Here is a 17,556-nt window from a genome sequence, read left to right as displayed (position 1 = left end):
TCGACACACGGCCTAAGTGGACTCGACCGGCTTGAACACCATCGCAAGTGCCGCCGCCGGGCTCCTCGCGCCTCGCGTGATCTTAGTACGGAGCTTGACCGTGGATGGGGTCGACTCGATGGGTTGGGTGGTCCGCAGGTGGATCCAGTGCTCGGCCGGAAAGTCGTAGAACGCGAGCAGTTCGTCCCGATCCTCAGCGATCTCCGCGACGGCCTTCGGGAGGTTCGCCCCGTAGGTCGTCGCGAACGCCTCGATCGCCTTCCCGGCGTGCTCGCGGTCCTCGGCGTTGCAGATCTGCGGCCTGGCCGCCGGGAACACCTCGGCGAGCACCCGCCAAAGGCCCATGGCGCCGTCGCCGACCACCGGCTCGGGGTCGCGCATGCCGCGGCGTCGACGGTCGCGCAGCAGGTCGGCCCACGACTCAGCCCCTCGGCCAGGGCGATCAGCTCCTTCGTGCCGTCCAGGCGGACCCCGAGCAGGACCAGGGCGCACGCGTGGGCCTGGCCGAGGCGGACCTTCGAGTGCACGCCGTCAGCCCATACGTAGACGTCATCGCGGTCCGACAGGTCCCGGTCCTGGAAGGCGGCGTGGTCGTCGCTTCACTGCCTGGTCAGCCGAGTGACGCCGGCCGGGGAGAGGCCGGCAGCGCCGCCGAGGAACTGCTCCAGGGCACGTACGGAGTCTCCGGAAGACAGGCCGTGCAGGGAGAGCAGCGGCAGCGCCTCGGAGCTCTTCGGCGACTTGCGGCACCACGGCGCGAGGATCTTCAAGGCGAACCGCTTGCGCTCGCCGGTGGCGTCGTCAACTCGCCGGTCGTTCACCACGGGCGTGCCTGGCACAGTTCTTGGGGAGCGGTCGTGGACGGTACCCATGCCGCTCGATACGACCGCCGCGCGTTCCCTCAGCCACCCGCGGGCAGTGTGGAACGCAACCGCCTGATCGTCCGCACGACCTCGGTTCGGTTCTTCGCAGTCTTCAGCCAGGTGGGAAGCCGCTCGACCAGGCTCGTCGGAGCCCACGGCACAAGCTCTCCGCGCTCACGCAGTTTGGCCACCACATAGGCCTCCAGCAGATCGAGATGACGCACGTTGTACGCCCACAGCACGTGTCCACAGCAGCTCGCCTGCAACCACACCGGTCGCTGGAAGTAGGGGTCGACAGGGCTGCCCATGACAGCAGAGTCGACCTTCCGATCCAGGAAGAAGCCGCATCCCATGCACCGCAACCGCCGATGGAGGTCCAGGACCCTGGAGCCGGCGGCCTTCTCCTCTCCGCGGGTCCCGGGGTGGGGCGTGACAGTGGCGCACCCGTCACACCGAGGACAACGCACCAGCACCTCATCGACGAAGTCATATCCGTACTTACGTTCGCGCTGATCTCGAAACCGGTCACCGGACGCCTCTGCATGGCCGCTCACTCGATCAGCCTGCCAGAACCAGAATGCTTCGGTCTGCGCACGCGACACCGTCAAGGGGCCCGTTCAGGGGACCACAAGCGCGCCTTTCCGGTGTAAAGATCATCTATGCGATGAAATCAGAACGTGGTCAGGCCATCCCCAGTGCAGTCCGGTGTCGTGCGACGGCTTCACCGTTCCGTGCGGCGGCAAGCGGCGGCACGCCGTCGACGGCGCGTCAACGTCCTGGGCGACGGTTCCGCATCGGGCTCGACCGCGGGTCGGCACCGCTGGGCCGGGCTGGCCGTGAACGCCTTGCCCGGCCTGGCCGCGGTGATCGCGGTGATCTTCACCTGGTTCTCGGTCGGGCAAGCGACGGAAGAGCTGCGGATCAGCCAGGAAGGACAGATCACCGCTCGGTACAACGCGGCGGTGACCAACCTGGGATCGGGCAGCGCTGATGTACGGGTCGGCGGCATCTACGCCCTGGAACGCATCATGCGCGACTCACCCCGCGACAACGCCACAGGCCTGTCGGTACTCGCTGCGTACGTGCGGGCCCACGCCCGCCTTCCTGCCGGCGGCCTCCAGCGACCCGCACCTACCGTCGCCGCGCCGCCTGCCGAACCCCTGGCCGTCGATCTCCAGGCAGCCGTGACCGTGCTGGCCAACCGTCCCGTCAGTGAAGAGGACCGAACGATTCTTCAGCTCCGCTACGTCCGTCTCCGCGGGCTGGCCGACATGGGCGACCTCGACCTGGCCCGAGAAGTCCGCGCCCCCGGCCTGCCCGATGCCCGGCGGCAGGGCAGTGCCCCCAGCGGTGTCAGAGCCAATCTGACGGGGGTCGACCTGACCGGATCGGACCTGCGCGAAGCGCAGCTCTACAAGGCGACCTTCTCCCGTGCACTGCTCCCAGGCGCGGACCTGCGCGGGGCCTACCTCGCCGAGACCGTGTTCGTAGGCGCGGTCCTGACCGGTGCCGTCCTGCAAGACGCCAACTTCCGGGGCGCTGATCTCAGCGCCCCTTCCTTCGGGAGGCGCGACGGTCTGCAACGCGCCGACCTACGTCGAGCCGACCTCAGCGACGCCAAGCTCGCGGGCACCAACCTGCGTCACGCGAACCTCAGCAAGGCAATCGCCGAGAACACGGACTTCAGCGGTGCCGATCTGAGCGGCGCGGACCTCCGGGGTGCCTATCTCAAGAACGCGGACCTACGTGGTGCAAACCTGGTCGGCGCCCAACTCCACGGGGCGAACCTGACAGGAGCGAAGCTCGAAGGCGCACGAATGGAACCGGAGCCGGAGCCGGAATTCACGGTGGAGGGACGCCGGACGCCTTGAACACACCGCCCAGGAAGATCGCAACCGAGTGCCGTCAATGCGCCCAGGGCAGTCGCACCGCTTCGATGTCAGAGTCGTTCAGCAACGCGTTGATGAGGGCTGGGGGCCCGGAAATCTTGGTGGCCCACAGGTCGTAGTCGGTGCACAGGATCCAGGAGCGTTCATCGGCCCAGAGGTTGGACGGGCTGAAGTCGGCCTCGGAGTGGTCGTAGAGGATCTCTGCGTCGCGGAGCCGACCCGCACGCACGTGGAGCCTGTCGAAGTCGGTCGCTCCGAGCATCAGCGGGTTGTAGTAGGCCAGGCATCGGGTGTCCGGGCCCGCGGGGCTGTACTGGGTGAGGAGGGCGATCAGCCGGTTCCAGGTCTCGCGGTCCAGGCTTCCCTCGGTCGGCGGGATCACGCCCAGCGGCCAGCTGCCCTCCTTCTTGGCCGAGGGAAAGCACCGGTAGGAGGGCATCAGCCCCTCGGGCACGGCCGGCTCGCCGGTCCTCCGGGCCAGCTCGGCCCAGCGCAGCCGTCGCCAGGCGGGGCCCGGGTGCTGGGCGCGGCCCAGCCCTCCACCCGTGGCGACGCCCACGGCATCAAGGTCGATGCCCGCGACGATGTGGGGCGCGGTGCTCCCGTCTGCCAGGCGTGCCTGGTGGTACTCGTGGTACGAGACGCCGGCGGGCCCCTGCTCATGCTCGTACATGGCGTTGAGCACCCACGCCGCGTCGGGCATCGCCGGCGGCATGAATCCGGTGACACCGTCGGCGCACAGCTCCAGCAACCAGTCGGCTGCCCCGGACGGTGCGAGCGGCCACGAGCTTGACAGCTGGTTTGACTCCTGGGACATGCGCCCATCGTCCCAGGTGCGGAACCGGGCATTAGTGCCGGTGCCGGACCTCGACGAAGACGACGGCGGCTCAGGTGGCCGCCGGCGTGCGGGTCACTCTGCAGCGGTGAACACGTGCTCGGCCGGCGGGCCGACCAGGAGTCCCGGACCCGCCGCGAGCGCCTCGGTCAGATGCGGGCTCGACAGGTGCGCCTCGAACGCGGCCCGGTCCTCCCACTCCTCGAACACCAGCCACGCACTGGGGTCCTCGGGGTGGACGTACGCCTGGTAGCTGATGTTGCCCGGCTCGGCCCGCGACGGCGCGACCAAGGACAGAGCCTGCTCACGGACCTTGTCCTCGGCGCCAGGGGCGGCCTTGAGCAGGGCGATCGCGGTGACCTTGGGCATGGTGCGCTCCGTTCGCTGCGTGGTTGCCGGGCCGCGCAAGTCTATGTCTGGGCGCCAGACGCAACAATGCGCCGCCGCTCGTACCCGCGTCGCCGGCCCCGCCGCCACGGCACGCCCGTGCGCGGCGATACGAAGCGCGCCAGCGCCTTCGCCGCAGCGCATCCGCAGAGCGCGCGCAGATCATCCTGGACATTGTCGCCGACAACGCCCGCCGGACCGCGCTGTTCGGACGTCGCGTCTGCCTGTCCACAGCTCCGATCCACAGCCCGAGTTCGCGCCGGTCGGCGCCACGCCCAACACAGCGGAGAAGCTTGAGGAAGCACTCTTCTGATTACCCAGGTTCGGGTTCAGGTTCCGTGCAGCAATGACTCAGCGTTCCGAGCCGGGAGGCTGCTGCCCTCGCTGGTCAGGGCTGGAATTGGTCCGACGCTACGGGGTTAGGGTGCTGATTCACGAACCGAGGAGAGCTGGCACGCATGGCAGACCACGGATGGAGGAAGCGCTCGATTTCCTTCGCGTCGCGATGGAGGTTGAGCGATCGACGAAGACCGAGTTGACCACTCGGGCTGCGTGGCTGGCCTTCATGCGGTTCGCGCGGCGGCGCTTTGCCACCGCGCCAACGCCCGACTCAGACGGGCTGCTCTTCCAGTACGGCACGTACGCCTTCACCGGGCGTCCGATGTTCACTGTGGATCTCACGCGACAATTCGACATCACTGACGACGACGGTGAGCACGACCACTACGTACAGGTTCACTGCGAGCTCCGCTATGAGTGCGAACCTGCCCTGGACGCCTTGGGAAGCTTCAACTCATGGTTCTTCCCACGACACCAGTGCGGTCCTCGATGAGTGGATTGCCACCATGGAGGGGCACCTCGAACTGTTGCTTGCTCGTGTGCCCTCCGAGATCGATGTGTACGAGGAGCCGGTATAGGTCGTCACACCAGCAGGACTCGGGCTCGCTTACGCAGGTGGTCGAAGCCGGCGCGGCCGAGCATCTGGCGTTTGAGCTCGGTTCGTGAGGCGCCCAGGGAGCCGGCGAAGTCGGCGAGCGCGTGGAAGTCGTTCTCCCGTAGGCCGATCCGCGGGTTGACATGGTGCAGGAGCCCGGGCCCCTGATGGTGGGCGGTCACGTACGTCTGATCCAGCTCGTTCTGCTCGTCGTCCACCCAGGCGAAAGGACGGCCGTTGGCGTACTTCACCAGCGGTCCGGTCTTCCAGTGGACCCCATCAGGGCGTTCTTGGAGTAGCGCGTCGCCGAAGTCGACGAAGGGAAGTACCGGAAGGCCGAGGACCGGTGCGATCCACCGATTGGCGTCGTCCATCCATGTGGTGGCCCAGCACAGCTCGAAGCCGAGCTGGAGCAGGAGTCGGCCGTGCGCTGGGTTCAGCCACACACGTAGGGGGCGCCGTCGGGACAAAAGGCCCCTGTCGTCCTCATGGGCGCCGTTCCGGGGCACTCTGAGTGTGGTGTAGCCGTCGGGACGCCTCTCCGGCTGGGCCGCATAAGGGTTGAGCGGCCCGTCCACGTCGAGGAACAGCAGCGGTCGGTTCACGGTTTCCCCCGGCTTTGCTCGCTCTGGACTCCCCCGATCAGCGTAGCTGTGGGAGTCTGCCGCTGGAGGACCGGCTGTTGCTGGTCACGGCCTGTTGGCCTCCCAACCTGACGTTGCGGCAGCTCACCCCGCTGTTCGGCGTCTCGAAGTCCATGGCTAACCGAGTCATCAACCACCTCGGACCTCCCCTCGCGCTCCAGCCCCGCAAGCGGTTTGCCAGGGACACCGTGCTCATCGTGCACGGCACACTGGTCCCCACCCGAGACCACGCCAGCGCCGAGCGGTCGAAGAACTACCGGTACTCCACCAACCACCAGGTCGTCATCGACACCGACACCCGCCCGGTCGTCGTGGTCGGCCGGGCGGGTGTCGGGAACCGCAACGACTGCAAGGAATGGGAGGAATCCGGTGCCAAGGCCCCCGTCGGCAGGACAACCCTGATCGCTGACGGCGGCTACCGCGGCACCAGCCTGGTCATCCCGCACCGCCGTGAACGCGACCAGACCGAACTACCGGCCTGGAAAGAGGAGCACAACACCTCCCACCGCAAGGTCCGAGCTCGCGTCGAGCACGCCTTCGCACGCATGAAGACGTGGAAGATCCTCCGCGACTGCCGCCTCAAGGACGAGAGCAAAACCAAGCGCGGCCATCGTGCCAGCCGAATTACGATGGCTGCTGCGGATCTGGAGGAGGACGCGTGGACCAGTCGAACGGCCCGCAACTGGAGCCAGTCTGGTTGGTGGCTGCGAACGTCGTGGCATGGCGCCGATGCGGAGTGGGAGGCCAGGAGCTGCGCCCCGGGACAAAGTGTTTCAAGGGCGGGGCGAAGGTGTACGTCGCCGACGCGTACTGGGGTCCAGGGGGTGAGCGGATCACGTCCGTGGGACGCGAGCGGCACACCGGGCGGTGGATCGTCATCGACATGGCGACGCGCCACCTCCATAGCTTCCGGCCGAAGCTCGTTCACACGCCGCGGGTCTTGCAGCGACTGCAAGAGGCCCGACGTGCACGTGGGTTCGTCTCAGCGGATTACGCAGCGGACATCTCCGCGACGCTGGAGCAGTACGCATGCCGGCACCGAGCCGAGACGGCGCCGTACGCTCCTCACCCGGACCGATGCCTATGTCACGCCTGCCTCACCGGTGAGTCTGGGTGACGCGCGCCACTTCGCTCCGGCTGCGTTCCGTCTCTGTAGGCAGCGTCGTGCCCAGACGAGGATGCTCACGAGATGTAGTGCAGCTTGGTAGGTGATGGCCAGCTCGTCCGTTCGCATAGCCAGGCCGCGCCATTGCTTGAGCCGGTTGATGCACCGTTCGACTACATTGCGCTGCTTGTATGTCTCTGCGTCGAAAGCGGGCGGGCGGCCGCCGGCGCGGCCGCGCCGCAGACGATGGCCGATCTGGTCGGACGGCTGAGGAATGACCGCGCGGATCCCGCGCCGGCGGAGGTGGCTCCGGATCGCACGGGAGGAGTAAGCCCGATCGGCCAGGACGGCCTCCGGCCGGGTCCTCGGTCTTCCGGGTCCATTTCGCGGAACACGGATGCCTGCCATGACGACTTCGGAAGTCGGTGCGTCGCCTGCCTGGCCCGCGGAGACGCGAAGGGCCAAGGGCCGTGCACGGCTGTCGCTGACGAGTTGGAGCTTCGTGCTCAGGCCGCCGCGGGAGCGTCCGAGCGCATGGTCGGCGGCTCCGGTCCGACCTGGAGCCCCCTTCTTTCCTGGCTCCGGCGGCGTGCTGGTGAGCCCGGCAGACGGTGGATTCCACCGACTCTTCGCAGGTAGGCACGGACACGCTGGTAGCCGCCTTTGTAGTCGCAGCTCAGGTTCGGGCGTCGCAGGCACCGCGGGCGCGAGGAGTTGAGCCGCCGCCCGTTCTCGGGTGCCGGCTCAACTCCTTGTGCCTCAGCCGGTTGGCCTCGCTCACGGCCGACGGCCCCGGAAGCGGTTCGTCGAGGGGGCGGGACCGCTCCGTGCCGTCGGGACGCCGGTGGGCAGCGGACCAGCAGTGCTCGATGTCCGCTTCGTCCTCACCCGCACATCGACTGCTCCTGCCATGCCTTCAGCGCGCCGTCGATGGGATGCGGCTGCGGGTTCCCCTGCCCGGCCGGCTTGCTCCACCTCATCCGGTTGATTGCTATCGACATCTGGCGGGTGCCGTCGGAGCGGGTCACGGACATCGTTCCCGCGCCCCAGACGGTCCCCGTGTTGCCCCAGAAGGTGCCGCAGCCCGGGATGTCGAACCTCTCCAGGCCGAGACCGTAGGCCACCGTCGAGCCGTCCAGCGCGATCACGGGAGTCGTGCGCTGCATCTCCGCCAGCGACGCCCGGCTCACGATCCGGCCGTCGAGCAGCTCGCCGAAGAACCGGTTGAGGTCGTTCATGGTGGAGACCAGGTCCGCTGTTCCCGCCACCCACGACATGTTGTAGACGCTGTAGTCGCGTGGTGGGTCGATCAGGCCCCACAGCGACTCGTACATCCGGGCGTGCGGGCCCTTGATGTCCGTTCCCGTCGGGAAGTAGGTGTGTTTCAGGCCCGCGCGCAGGATCACGTTCCTCGTGATGTAGTCCTCGGCCCGCTCACCGGTCACCGTCTCCAGCAGTTCGCACAGGATGTGGTAGTTGGTGTTCGAGTAGACCCCGGGCGCGGTGCCCGGCTCCGCCGCCGGCGGTGCCGACAGGCCCAGTTCGATCAGCTCGGCCCGGCTGAACTGCCGGAACCGGTTGTCGTCCAGGCTCTTCGGTGACGGCACCTGGAGCGACGGGAAGGCGTACCGGATGTGGTCGGGGATGCCGCTGGTGTGGTTCAGCAGCATGCGGACCGTGATCTTCCGGCCGCGTTCGCCGGGGATCAGGTCGGGGAGATAGTCGGCTATCGGCGCGTCCAGGCGGATCCTGCCCTGTTCCACCTGCTGCAGGATCGCCGCCGCCGTGAAGGTCTTGGTGATGCTGCCCACGCGTTGCAGCATGTCCGGGGTGACCGGGCGGCCGGTGGCCACATCCGCCACGCCCGACGCCCCGCGCCACACCCGGCCGGAGTCCCGCACCTCAGCGAACACCCCCGGCACGCCCGCCTCGTGGACCCCCTTCAGGGCGGTCCGCAGCCCGGCCCCCTCGCCCGACGTGTCCTGCGGCGGAGCCGCCGCCAGTGACCCCGCACCGAGGGTCAGCGCGGCCATGCCCCCGCACAGAGCCATGCGGATCTTCATGACTGTCGTCCTTTCTTCCTCATCGTCAGTGGGTCAGCGCACGTCGCAGCGCGTCCGCGATCGCCGCCATCTGTCGCTGTGAGACCTCGGCGGAGAGAATCGCCTGCGAGCCGTGGAAGGTGCCGGGCCACTGGCGCAGCTCCACCGACACGCCCGCCTGCAGCAGCCGCAGCGCGTAGGTGATGTCGTCGTCGCGGTTCGGGTCGTACTCCGCCGTGGCGATGTAGGCCGGCGGCAGGCCCGACAGGTCCTCGGCCCGCGCGGCCGCCGCGTACGGCGTCGCGGTGGTCGAGCCCAGGTAGTGGCGCCACGACTGGGTGGCGATGTCCCGCGTGACCCACGGCGTATCCGTGAAGTTCCGCTGCGACCACGTCTCCTGGCGGTCATCGAGCTGGGCCTCGTTGAGCAGCTGGAAGCAGATGCGCGGGCCCTGCTCGTCCCGCGCCCGCAGGGCCACGGCTGCCGCGAGGCCTCCGCCCGCGCTGTGCCCGGCGACCGCGAGCCGCTCGGGGTCGAATCCGAGTTCGGCGGCGTGCCCGGCAGCCCAGCGCAGTACCGCGTACACGTCGTCCAGCGCGGCCGGGAACGGGTCCTCGGGGGCGGTCCTGAAGCCCACGGAGATCACCACCGCGCCGGAGCCCTGAGCCACCCGGGCGGCCCACGCGTGCTCGGTGTCCACGTCGCCGACGACGTATCCCCCGCCGTGCAGCCAGATGACCGCGCCGCGCGCCTCACGCGGACGGTAGATCCGCACCGGCACGTCGTGCTCGGCGGGCACCAGACGGTCCTCGATTTCAAGGTCCGTGGTGTCCGGGGCGGGCCGGGCGGCGGCCAGCTCGGCGTACTGCTTGCGTTCGGCGACCGGGTCGGTCAGGTCCGCCTTGGGGAACAGGGGGACGAATGCCTGGAGTTCGGGATCCATGACGGTCATCCTGGCGGCCGCCCGCCGACGGATCATCCGCCATCCGTCGCGCAAACCAGCCCGAACTCGCGCCACCCGGCGCGCACGTCGACGACCGGGAGGGCGTTGGCCGGCTGCCGTGGTCCGTCGTCTTGCTCGACGGCCACGGCGTCCTCCAGTCGGCCGACGGGCCGGGTCAGAGTTTCGCGAGCTCCTCGGCGACCAGTCGGAGCTTCTCGGCGGGCAGCAGACCGGCCGCCATCGCGGCGATGTCGATCAGCGGGGTCGGTCCCAGGAACTGCAGGAGCTCGGAGTCCGCGATGCCGGGCAGGTGCCGCTTGAGGACCTCCACCGCCACCGGGTCGGCGATCAGCGCCGCGACCGGGGTCCGCAGGGAGAGCCGTCCCTCCGGGTACTCCTCGGCGCGCGGCAGCGGTACGGCGGCCTTCTCGGCCTGACCCCGCTGTGCTCGTACGAGAAGGTGGTCGGCGGTCACCGGGCCCTCGGCCGGCAGCCCCAGGCGTACGAACTGGCTCGGTGGTGCCTCCGTACTCCGCATCAGCTCCACGAGCTGTGTCGCGAGCCGCAGTTCCACCTCGTCGTCGACGAGCGGCGTGAGCTGCTCGGGGTCGGTCTCCAGGTCGAAGAGCAGGGTGCCGTGCTGGTACGGATTGACGAAGGTGCGCCCCGGCATCCGCAGGGTGCGGACGCCCTTGGTGAAGCCGAACGGTTCGGTGAGCTCCACATCCGCCAGTTCGGCGGGGGTGAAGCGGCCCCGCATGTGCGTCGGCATCAGCGTGTGCTCCTCCAGCGGGGTGTTGGAGGCGGTGACGGGGGCGCGCATGTAGACGTGGCGGCCGTCGGTGACGTTCACGTGCCCGCCGTGGATGCCGAAGAGGCCCGCCTCGCGCAAGGGCGTGTCGGTGGCGACGGGCAGTGGCGCTCCCTGCATGTCGGACGGGCGCTCGACGCCGAAGTACTCCAGGAGCGTGGGCGCCAGGTCGATGGTCTGCACGAGGGCGTCGCGCCGCTCGCCCGCTCGCCCGGCGCGCGGGTCCCAGACGAACAGGGGCAGGTGGACGAGTTCGTTGTACCAGGGCTGGACGGACTTGCCCCACCAGCCCTTCTCGCCGAGCAGCAGCCCGTGGTCGGTGTTGACGATCAGGAGGGTGTCGTCCCACAGGCCGTACTCGTCCATCGCGTCGAGGACGCGGCCCAGGGAGTGGTCGCACATGGAGAGCAGGGCGGCGTACTCGTATCCGGCGTGCGCGACCTGCTGGTCGGTCTCGACCACCCGCTTGTAGTCAGGCCAGTCGAAGTGCGGCCCCTCGTAGGCGTGCGGATAGAGGTCCTTGTACCGCTGGTGGCTGAAAAACGGCTCGTGCGGGTCGAAGGTCTCGATCTGCACGAACCAGCGGTCCTCGGCGTGGTTGGTGCGGACGAACTCTAGGCCGGCGTCGAAGGTGAGGGTCTGCGGATGCCGGTCCTCGGTCGCCATGTGCGGCCGGTTGACCCAGTCCTGGCGGTAGACGGCGCTGCGCATCCGCTTCAGGTCCTCGGGGATCTCCGGCTCCGCCACCTGGCCCTTCCACGGGTCGCCCTCCTGCCCGCGGAAGAACTCCCAGGAGCTGTACCGGCCGTGGTAGGTGGCGCCGCCGTCCTCCCAGTAGTGCGGATGGTCGCTGGCGAGGTGCGTGTACACGCCGTTCTGTTTGAGCAGTTCGGGCATCGAGTCGTCGAACGGTTCCAGCGGGCCCCAGCTGCGGTGCAGGAAGTTGTACCGGCCGGTGTGCAGCTCGCGGCGGGCCGGCATGCAGGGCATCGAACCCGCGTAGGCCCGGTCGAAGGTCACGGTCCGCTCCGCGAGGCGAGCGAAGTTCGGGGCGTGGGTCCAGTCGCCGCCGTACGGCGGCAGCATCCGCCGGTTGAGGCTGTCGAACATCACCATGACGGCCTTCATGCGGAGGGCCCCTCTCGGTCGGGTTCTGGTGCGTGTTCCTGTGCGTGTTCTGCGTGTTCCTGTGCGTGTTCTGCGTGTTCTTGTACGTGTTCCGGTGCGAGGCGGTCACGCATGGCCTGCAGCCAGGCGAGCCAGGCGTCGACCGCCGAGGCTCCGTGTGCATGCAGCTCGTCGAAGAGCTCCTGGGCGAGGCTCTGGTCCAGCTCGGGGAGCGGGTCCTCGAACAGCAGGGTGCGGTCGCGGTCACGGCTGCGGGCGATCTGGTCCCGCCGGTAGGCGAGTTCGGTGTCGATCAGACGGATCGCGGCCTGCCGGTCCAGCGGGGCGGTGAAGGCGAACCTGGCGAGGAAGTCGGGGTCCTGGAACCGGCTGGTCGGCTCGTACGGCGATCGCACCCACTCCCACAGCACGCCCTCTCCGCGCGGGGTGAGCCGGTAGACCTTCGCGTCCGGTCGCCTCTCGCGCGGGTCGACCTCGAACGCCACCCAGCCGTCGTCCGTCATCCGGGCGAGCAGCCGGTAGATCTGGCTGTGGTGGGCCCGCGACCGGAGGAACTGGCCCTCCGTCTCCATCCATCGCCCCAGGTCGAAACCGCTCCGGGGCCGTCCGGCGAGCAACGCGAGCAGGACGCGGTCGAACTTCACCATCCGCCGGCCTCTCCCTATGTGCACCCTCACCTATGTGATGAGTGTTGTAGGGCCCTCGGAACGCCGGGGCAATGGATCCGGCGCACGCTTATCAAGGCTGTATCAAGCCGTTCACGAACAGGTGGGGTGTCCCTCGGGTCCTTCGGGTGCGGTCGCGCCGGTCTCGCGGGGCATCCGTCAGAGGTGGCCGTCGAGGAGCTCCCGTACCTCTGCGACGGTCATGGGCCCCGTGCCGTGCGCCACCGCCTCTCCTCCCTTCAGCAGAACGTAGGAGGGGGCTCCGGTGACCTCGTATCGCTTGGTCGCGGCCGGACAGCGCGTGATGTCGGTGCGGACGACCGTCAGGCGGCCCGTGTACTCCTCGGCGATGTCGCCGACGACGAGGTCCATCGCCCGGCAGGGCTCGATCGCCTTCGGCCATGTCCCGGTGAAGTACGCGAGGACCGGGACCGTGCTCATCCGGAGGATGAAATCGAACTCCGCGTCCTCACGGGGTTGGTGAAACCGCTTCGCCATGGAAGCTCCTGATCTCGCGTTCCGTCGTTCCGTCCCATCATCCCTGCTGGGCGTAGGTGGGTGTGACCGGAGGAACGGCGAGTACTGCGGCGTGTGACCGGAGGAATCGCTCGTACCGCGGCGTGCGACCGGAACCGGTGGGGGGTAATTCCGTCGACAGCCCCGCTCGCCGCCCGGCAGAGTGGCCGCCCATGACGAGCAGTGAGCTGTGGAGCCGTGCGACCGCCGACCGCTATGACGCCGAGGAGACCGAGATGTCCTCGGCCGCCGTTCTCGGACCGACTCTCGCTTTCCTCGCCGACCTCGCCGGAGACGGCCGGGCGCTGGAGTTCGCCATCGGGACCGGACGAGTCGGCGTCCCGCTCCGGGAGCGCGGCGTGCCCGTCGTGGGCATCGAACTGTCCGAGCACATGGCGGCGGTGCTGCGGCGCAAGGTCGACGGGGACACGCTCCCGGTCGTCATCGGGGACATGGCGAGCACCGTCGTCCCCGGCGGGTTCACCCTGGTCTACCTCGTCTACAACACCATCACGAACCTGCTCACGCAGGACGAGCAGGTCGAGTGCTTCCGCAATGCCGCACGTCATCTGGAGCCCGGCGGCCGATTCGTCATCGAGCTGGGTGTGCCGCCGTTGCGGTTCCTGCCGCCCGGCCAGGTCGCGGTGCCCTTCGACGTCTCCGAGCGGCATATCGGCTTCGACACCTTCGATCTGGTCGAGCAGATCCTCGTGTCGCACCACCTCACCCGCGACGGCGACGACGGCCGCTACCGCCGCGACCACTCCCGGCACCGGTACGCCTGGCCGGCGGAGCTCGACCTGATGGCGCGGATCGCCGGGCTCGAACTGGAGCGTCGCGTCGCCGACTGGGACGGGGCGCCGTTCACCCAGGACTCCGCGAAGCACATCTCCGTGTGGCGCAAGCCGACCTGAGTCGTGCCGCGGTCGGCTCCGACACCATGTCCGGGAGGCGACGGGGGCGGCCCCGGGCCTCCTGCGGGAGCGACGCCGCACGTAGGCTGCGATCATGAACGACCCCGTACTCACGGCCCGCGACCTGGTGCGGGACAGATTCCCCGCCGCCCGGGCGGCCTTCCTGGCCGGCAGCGTGCTGACCGATCGCCGGACGCCCACCTCCGATCTGGACCTCGTGGTTCTCCTGGACGGGCCGCCCGCGCCCTACCGGGAGAACCTCGTGTACCGCGGCTGGCCGGTGGAGCTGTTCGTGCAGACGGAGGCCGCCTGGCACGGCTTCGTCGAGCAGGAGACCGCGAAGCGGAGATCACCCCTGCTCGCCATGTGCGCGGACGGCATGCTCCTGGTGGACACCGACGGGCTGGGCGCCTCGCTTCAGGCCGAGGCCCGCACGCGTCGGGCCGCGGGCCCGCCGCCGCTCTCGGACCATGAGCGTGACTACCAGCGGTACATCCTGACCGACCTGCTCGATGACCTGCGGGGCTGCACGGACCCCGCGGAGCGGGTGTACCTGGTCTCACACCTGCTCCAGCGTGCCTCGGAGCTGGTCCTGCTGGTCGGCGGGCACTGGCTCGGCTCAGGGAAGTGGCTGTCACGTCGGCTGGCTGCGGCCGCCCCCGCCGTGCACCGCGCCCTGTCCGAAACCGCCCCGCAGGCGATCGCAGGGGACACGGCCGGTTTCGTCGCGGCCGTGACAGAGGTACTGGACCTGGCCGGCGGCCCGTTGTGGGACGGGTACGCCATCCGATGACCGCCTCGCAGGCCTGGGCGGCCGTCCGCCGCCACGCGTCCACCGCGGATCGGCAGGCCCGCGGCCGGCGTCCGTCGGAAATCGGGTACCCGCCTCGGGCACGGACTGGGAGCCTGTGCGCGTGACCGAGACGACCCCCTATGACGCCGACCGTGCCCTATTCACCCGCGAGGCGCTGGCACGCCTCGTCCTCTGCGACCACGCCGCGGACGTCGCCGATGGCGCGGCGGGCCTGGTCGCCACCGGGAACGACCCCGACTCCGGCCCCGGGGGCCGGGTCAGCCAGGCGTTCCAGCTCATCGAACTCGCGGAGCGCGCGTTGGTCTCGGCCGTGACCTACGAACGGGAGCGGGGCAGCTCCTGGGCGGAGATCGGCCAGTATCTGGGGATCGGCCCGGCGGAAGCGGAAGAGCGCTTCGCGGCCGACCTCGACGGCTGGAGGGGGGCCTTCGACGTCCCGTACCGGCTCGACGACACCGGGCGCACACGCGTCCCCCAGCTGCCCACCGCCGCGTACGACCCCGCTTTCGCGTGCTCCCGGCTCGACACCTGGGCCCGGAACCGGCTCATCCTTGTCGACGACGAGCACCCGGTCAGCTCGGGCCTCACCATGGCGACGCCGGAGACCTAGGACTCCGCCCCTCATGGCGAGCGGTGTGCCGCGTCGGGTGCCATGGACTGCTGGGGATCAGCGTTCTCGGTAGCGTGATCGTCTGCCGCATGGAGTGACCATGCGCCCGGCCGGCCCGTACGAGGGCTTCCGGTGGAGAGTGATGGGGCTGCAATGAGTGAACTGACGAAGCCGGAGATCGACCGTCCGGAGGGTGAGCCTCCCACCGAGCTGACCCTCCGCGACCTCGTCGTCGGGGACGGGCCCGAGGCGAAGCCGGGCAGGGTCGTCCAGGTTCACTACGTCGGGGTCACCTTCGAGTCCGGGAAGGAGTTCGACGCCTCCTGGGACCGGGGCATGCCATTCAAGTTCGCGGTGGGCGGTGGCCGGGTCATCAAGGGCTGGGACCGGGGGATCAGGGGGATGAAGGTCGGCGGCCGGCGCGAGATCATCGTTCCCCCGCGCCTCGGCTACGGCAAGCAGTCCCCCACGCCGCTGATCCCGGCGGGCTCGACGCTCGTCTTCGTGGTGGACCTGCTCTCCGTGGTCTGAGGTGGGCCTCCCGGTGCCCGCGCGGAGTCGGCGCTTCTTCGCGGCGACCTCGCGTGGGCCTTCCGGTGCCCGCCCGGCGTCGCCTCATCTGTCCGGCGGCCTCGCGCACCACGTACAAGGGCCCCTCGCTCCGGGCTCGTCACGCCGTCGGTGGCCACCCGATCGTTCCGGGCACGGATGGTCGGGCCCTGGTAGGGGGGCGATTCCTACGGTGAAGACGTCAGAAGGAAGGACACGCACCCGTGCTGGAGCAGCTCAACCAGGCGCTCGACCACATCGAGCGCCGCCTCGCAGCGGAGGCCGGCCAGGAGGTCGATGTCGCCGAGGCCGCCCGGATCGCGATGACGTCGGAGTACCACTTCCGACGCCTGTTCTCGGCGCTCGCCGGGATGCCGCTCTCCCTGTACGTACGGCGCCGGCGCATGACGCTCGCCGGGGCCGAGGTGCTGGGCGGGGAGCGGACGCTGCTCGACGTGGCCGTGCGGTACGGCTACGGCTCGGGCGAGGCGTTCGCGCGGGCGTTCCGGTCGGTGCACGGCATCGGTCCGGGCGAGGCCCGGCGCACGGGTGCGACGCTCACGGCGCAGCCGCGCATGTCCTTCCGTGTCGTCGTCGAAGGGAGTACGACCATGCGGTACCGGATCGTCGAGAAGGAAGCGTTTCGGGTCGTCGGCAGGAAAGCGCGGGTTCCGCTCGTGCACGAGGGTGTCAACGCGGCCGCCGCGGCCCATGTGGAGAGCCTGGACGAGCAGGCGATCGTACAGATGAAGGAGCTGGCCGACGGGGACCCGGAGGGGGTCCTGTCGGCGGTGGTGCACCTGACCGACAGCCGGGAGGAAGGCGCCGAGGTGGACTACTGGATCGGTGTGGTCACCGGCCCCGGGGCAGCCGCGGAGGAGCTCGATTCCCTCGACGTGCCGGCCGGGACCTGGGCGGTCTTCGACAATCACGGCCCCTACCCCAGCGCCCTCCAGGAGCTGTGGCGGGACGTGTTCACCCAGTGGTTCCCCTCGAACCCGTACGTGAGCCGGCCCGGTCCGGAGCTGCTGCGGACGCAGCCGGTGGACATCGGTGCGGAGACCGACTCCCAGCTGTGGATCCCGGTCGAGCGGATGAGCGGGAACGCCGGAGGCTGATCCAGCGGGACGTGTGGGACCTGCGGGACCTCTAGGACCTGCGGGACCTGCGCGACCTGCGCGACCTGCGCGACCGGGGTGTCGCCTTCCCATCCCGGAGGGCGACACCCCGGTGCGCATTGCTCCGGTCCTCTGCCGGGGTCAGGCGAGCCCGTCCCAGCCCCAGCGCGGGGTGGGGCCGGGCTCGCCGAGGTCCGTGCCCGGGGCCGAGGCCGAGACGTCCTTGGCGATCCGCGTACCCCAGTCGAAGTACTCCAGCACCCGGCGACGCAGCAGGGCGTCGTCCGGCAGTTCCTTCTCCACGGCCGCCGCCATGAGCTCCATCCAGCGCAGTCGCTGTTCCTCCGTGATGCCGAGCCCGAGGTGGGCACGGAGCAGGGCCTGGTGCCCGCCGAGCTCCGCCGTGAACTCGGCAGGTCCCGAGAAGACCTCCGCCAGCCACACGGCCACGTGCTCCACGTGGGTGGCGGTGAAGTCGGCGAAGACGGGTGCGAGGAGAGGGTCGGCCAGGACCCCCTCGTAGAACGTCTCGGAGAGCCGGCGCAGCGCGTCGGCACCACCCACAGCCTCGTACAGAGTGTTCGTGTGCTCGGCACTCATGGAGCCCTCCAGTGATCCACGGTGTGTGTCACCCCCACCTTCACACAACACGGCCCGGATCCCCGCATGTTCACTCACGGAGCGAGGCGGTGAGCACCCCGTCCGGTCGCGTCGCCTCGGGGGTCGGCAAGGGGACCGAGGAGGGGAACGGTGCGGGGCGCCGCGGCCGCGCTCTGCGGCAGACGCCGA

General features: G+C 69.6%; 17 protein-coding genes and 3 pseudogenes. 8 read left to right on the top strand and 12 right to left on the bottom strand.

Annotated elements, in window-relative coordinates:
- Window positions 1–18 precede the first annotated feature (18 nt).
- Together AB5J54_RS40390 and AB5J54_RS40385 are read right to left on the bottom strand one after the other, a co-directional pair.
- Window positions 19–1,019: pseudogene (locus AB5J54_RS40390) on the bottom strand (transposase); the annotation flags it as partial.
- Window positions 902–1,171 carry a hypothetical protein gene (locus AB5J54_RS40385; RefSeq protein WP_369149634.1) on the bottom strand — a complete coding sequence of 90 codons (270 nt, stop codon included), beginning with the start codon at window positions 1,169–1,171 and terminating at the stop codon, window positions 902–904. The pseudogene AB5J54_RS40390 and the gene AB5J54_RS40385, both read right to left, overlap by 118 nt.
- A 387-nt stretch (window positions 1,172–1,558) precedes the next feature.
- Between AB5J54_RS40385 and AB5J54_RS40380 the strand changes: the two genes are divergently transcribed.
- Window positions 1,559–2,734, top strand: a complete 1,176-nt coding sequence (locus tag AB5J54_RS40380) for a pentapeptide repeat-containing protein (RefSeq protein WP_369148993.1) — start codon at window positions 1,559–1,561, stop codon at window positions 2,732–2,734.
- Between the two features lie 34 nt (window positions 2,735–2,768).
- Here AB5J54_RS40380 and AB5J54_RS40375 read toward each other — a convergent pair whose 3' ends face one another.
- The gene (locus AB5J54_RS40375) at window positions 2,769–3,569 is read right to left on the bottom strand and encodes a hypothetical protein (RefSeq protein ID WP_369148992.1); all 801 of its coding nucleotides are present in this window, start codon (window positions 3,567–3,569) and stop codon (window positions 2,769–2,771) included.
- A 93-nt stretch (window positions 3,570–3,662) separates the two neighbouring features.
- On the bottom strand, window positions 3,663–3,956 hold the full coding sequence (locus AB5J54_RS40370; RefSeq protein ID WP_369148991.1) for a putative quinol monooxygenase: 294 nt from the start codon (window positions 3,954–3,956) through the stop codon (window positions 3,663–3,665).
- 490 nt (window positions 3,957–4,446) lie between these two features.
- Here AB5J54_RS40370 and AB5J54_RS40365 point away from each other — a divergent pair, with 490 nt between their 5' ends.
- A complete protein-coding gene (locus AB5J54_RS40365; protein WP_369148990.1) occupies window positions 4,447–4,806 on the top strand; it encodes a hypothetical protein in 360 nt (119 codons plus the stop codon).
- Window positions 4,807–4,895: 89 nt separating this feature from the next.
- Here AB5J54_RS40365 and AB5J54_RS40360 read toward each other — a convergent pair whose 3' ends face one another.
- Entirely contained in the window at window positions 4,896–5,513 is a 618-nt protein-coding gene (locus AB5J54_RS40360; RefSeq protein ID WP_369148989.1) for a hypothetical protein, read from the bottom strand.
- A 53-nt stretch (window positions 5,514–5,566) separates the two neighbouring features.
- On the opposite strand from AB5J54_RS40360, the pseudogene AB5J54_RS40355 reads away from it, so the two are divergent.
- Window positions 5,567–6,136: pseudogene (locus AB5J54_RS40355) on the top strand (transposase); the annotation flags it as partial.
- A gap of 497 nt (window positions 6,137–6,633) precedes the next feature.
- Here the strand turns inward: AB5J54_RS40355 and AB5J54_RS40350 are convergent.
- From AB5J54_RS40350 to AB5J54_RS40325, 6 genes and pseudogenes are all read right to left on the bottom strand, one after another.
- Window positions 6,634–7,282 (bottom strand): annotated as a pseudogene (locus AB5J54_RS40350) (IS5 family transposase); the annotation flags it as partial.
- A gap of 259 nt (window positions 7,283–7,541) precedes the next feature.
- The gene (locus AB5J54_RS40345) at window positions 7,542–8,720 is read right to left on the bottom strand and encodes a serine hydrolase domain-containing protein (protein ID WP_369148988.1); all 1,179 of its coding nucleotides are present in this window, start codon (window positions 8,718–8,720) and stop codon (window positions 7,542–7,544) included.
- A gap of 25 nt (window positions 8,721–8,745) precedes the next feature.
- Window positions 8,746–9,642, bottom strand: a complete 897-nt coding sequence (locus tag AB5J54_RS40340) for an alpha/beta hydrolase (protein WP_369148987.1) — start codon at window positions 9,640–9,642, stop codon at window positions 8,746–8,748.
- A 175-nt stretch (window positions 9,643–9,817) separates the two neighbouring features.
- Window positions 9,818–11,581 (bottom strand): sulfatase-like hydrolase/transferase, encoded by a 1,764-nt coding sequence (locus AB5J54_RS40335; RefSeq protein ID WP_369148986.1) that lies wholly within the window; start codon window positions 11,579–11,581, stop codon window positions 9,818–9,820.
- Complete coding sequence (locus AB5J54_RS40330) at window positions 11,578–12,228, bottom strand: helix-turn-helix transcriptional regulator (protein WP_369148985.1); 651 nt, start codon at window positions 12,226–12,228, stop codon at window positions 11,578–11,580. Before AB5J54_RS40330 ends, AB5J54_RS40335 begins: the two co-directional genes overlap by 4 nt.
- A gap of 177 nt (window positions 12,229–12,405) precedes the next feature.
- Window positions 12,406–12,744, bottom strand: coding sequence for a thioredoxin family protein (locus AB5J54_RS40325; protein ID WP_369148984.1), 339 nt, complete (start codon window positions 12,742–12,744; stop codon window positions 12,406–12,408).
- A gap of 191 nt (window positions 12,745–12,935) precedes the next feature.
- On the opposite strand from AB5J54_RS40325, the gene AB5J54_RS40320 reads away from it, so the two are divergent.
- The 5 genes from AB5J54_RS40320 to AB5J54_RS40300 all read left to right on the top strand — a co-directional run bounded on the left by AB5J54_RS40320 (window position 12,936) and on the right by AB5J54_RS40300 (window position 16,767).
- Complete coding sequence (locus AB5J54_RS40320) at window positions 12,936–13,676, top strand: class I SAM-dependent methyltransferase (RefSeq protein ID WP_369148983.1); 741 nt, start codon at window positions 12,936–12,938, stop codon at window positions 13,674–13,676.
- 94 nt (window positions 13,677–13,770) lie between these two features.
- The gene (locus AB5J54_RS40315) at window positions 13,771–14,469 is read left to right on the top strand and encodes a nucleotidyltransferase domain-containing protein (RefSeq protein ID WP_369148982.1); all 699 of its coding nucleotides are present in this window, start codon (window positions 13,771–13,773) and stop codon (window positions 14,467–14,469) included.
- 121 nt (window positions 14,470–14,590) lie between these two features.
- Window positions 14,591–15,100 (top strand): hypothetical protein, encoded by a 510-nt coding sequence (locus tag AB5J54_RS40310; RefSeq protein ID WP_369148981.1) that lies wholly within the window; start codon window positions 14,591–14,593, stop codon window positions 15,098–15,100.
- 153 nt (window positions 15,101–15,253) lie between these two features.
- A complete protein-coding gene (locus AB5J54_RS40305) occupies window positions 15,254–15,631 on the top strand; it encodes an FKBP-type peptidyl-prolyl cis-trans isomerase (RefSeq protein WP_369148980.1) in 378 nt (125 codons plus the stop codon).
- A gap of 242 nt (window positions 15,632–15,873) precedes the next feature.
- Entirely contained in the window at window positions 15,874–16,767 is an 894-nt protein-coding gene (locus AB5J54_RS40300) for a GyrI-like domain-containing protein (protein WP_369148979.1), read from the top strand.
- A gap of 141 nt (window positions 16,768–16,908) precedes the next feature.
- Here the strand turns inward: AB5J54_RS40300 and AB5J54_RS40295 are convergent, their stop codons facing one another.
- Complete coding sequence (locus AB5J54_RS40295) at window positions 16,909–17,367, bottom strand: group II truncated hemoglobin (protein ID WP_369148978.1); 459 nt, start codon at window positions 17,365–17,367, stop codon at window positions 16,909–16,911.
- Between the last annotated feature and the right edge of the window lie 189 nt (window positions 17,368–17,556).

Origin of the sequence: Streptomyces sp. R44 (genome assembly GCF_041053105.1) — a bacterium.
Lineage (GTDB): Bacteria > Actinomycetota > Actinomycetes > Streptomycetales > Streptomycetaceae > Streptomyces.
This window is presented reverse-complemented; position numbering and strand designations above follow the sequence as displayed.

Coding starts and splice junctions, on each gene's coding strand:
- AB5J54_RS40330 (WP_369148985.1), bottom strand. CDS start 12,228: ATGGTGAAGTTCGACCGCGTCCTGCTCGCGTTGCTCGCCGGACGGCCC.
- AB5J54_RS40345 (WP_369148988.1), bottom strand. CDS start 8,720: ATGAAGATCCGCATGGCTCTGTGCGGGGGCATGGCCGCGCTGACCCTC.
- AB5J54_RS40365 (WP_369148990.1), top strand. CDS start 4,447: ATGGAGGAAGCGCTCGATTTCCTTCGCGTCGCGATGGAGGTTGAGCGA.
- AB5J54_RS40305 (WP_369148980.1), top strand. CDS start 15,254: ATGAGTGAACTGACGAAGCCGGAGATCGACCGTCCGGAGGGTGAGCCT.
- AB5J54_RS40375 (WP_369148992.1), bottom strand. CDS start 3,569: ATGTCCCAGGAGTCAAACCAGCTGTCAAGCTCGTGGCCGCTCGCACCG.
- AB5J54_RS40325 (WP_369148984.1), bottom strand. CDS start 12,744: ATGGCGAAGCGGTTTCACCAACCCCGTGAGGACGCGGAGTTCGATTTC.
- AB5J54_RS40320 (WP_369148983.1), top strand. CDS start 12,936: ATGACGAGCAGTGAGCTGTGGAGCCGTGCGACCGCCGACCGCTATGAC.
- AB5J54_RS40370 (WP_369148991.1), bottom strand. CDS start 3,956: ATGCCCAAGGTCACCGCGATCGCCCTGCTCAAGGCCGCCCCTGGCGCC.
- AB5J54_RS40295 (WP_369148978.1), bottom strand. CDS start 17,367: ATGAGTGCCGAGCACACGAACACTCTGTACGAGGCTGTGGGTGGTGCC.
- AB5J54_RS40340 (WP_369148987.1), bottom strand. CDS start 9,642: ATGGATCCCGAACTCCAGGCATTCGTCCCCCTGTTCCCCAAGGCGGAC.
- AB5J54_RS40385 (WP_369149634.1), bottom strand. CDS start 1,171: ATGGGCAGCCCTGTCGACCCCTACTTCCAGCGACCGGTGTGGTTGCAG.
- AB5J54_RS40315 (WP_369148982.1), top strand. CDS start 13,771: ATGAACGACCCCGTACTCACGGCCCGCGACCTGGTGCGGGACAGATTC.
- AB5J54_RS40335 (WP_369148986.1), bottom strand. CDS start 11,581: ATGAAGGCCGTCATGGTGATGTTCGACAGCCTCAACCGGCGGATGCTG.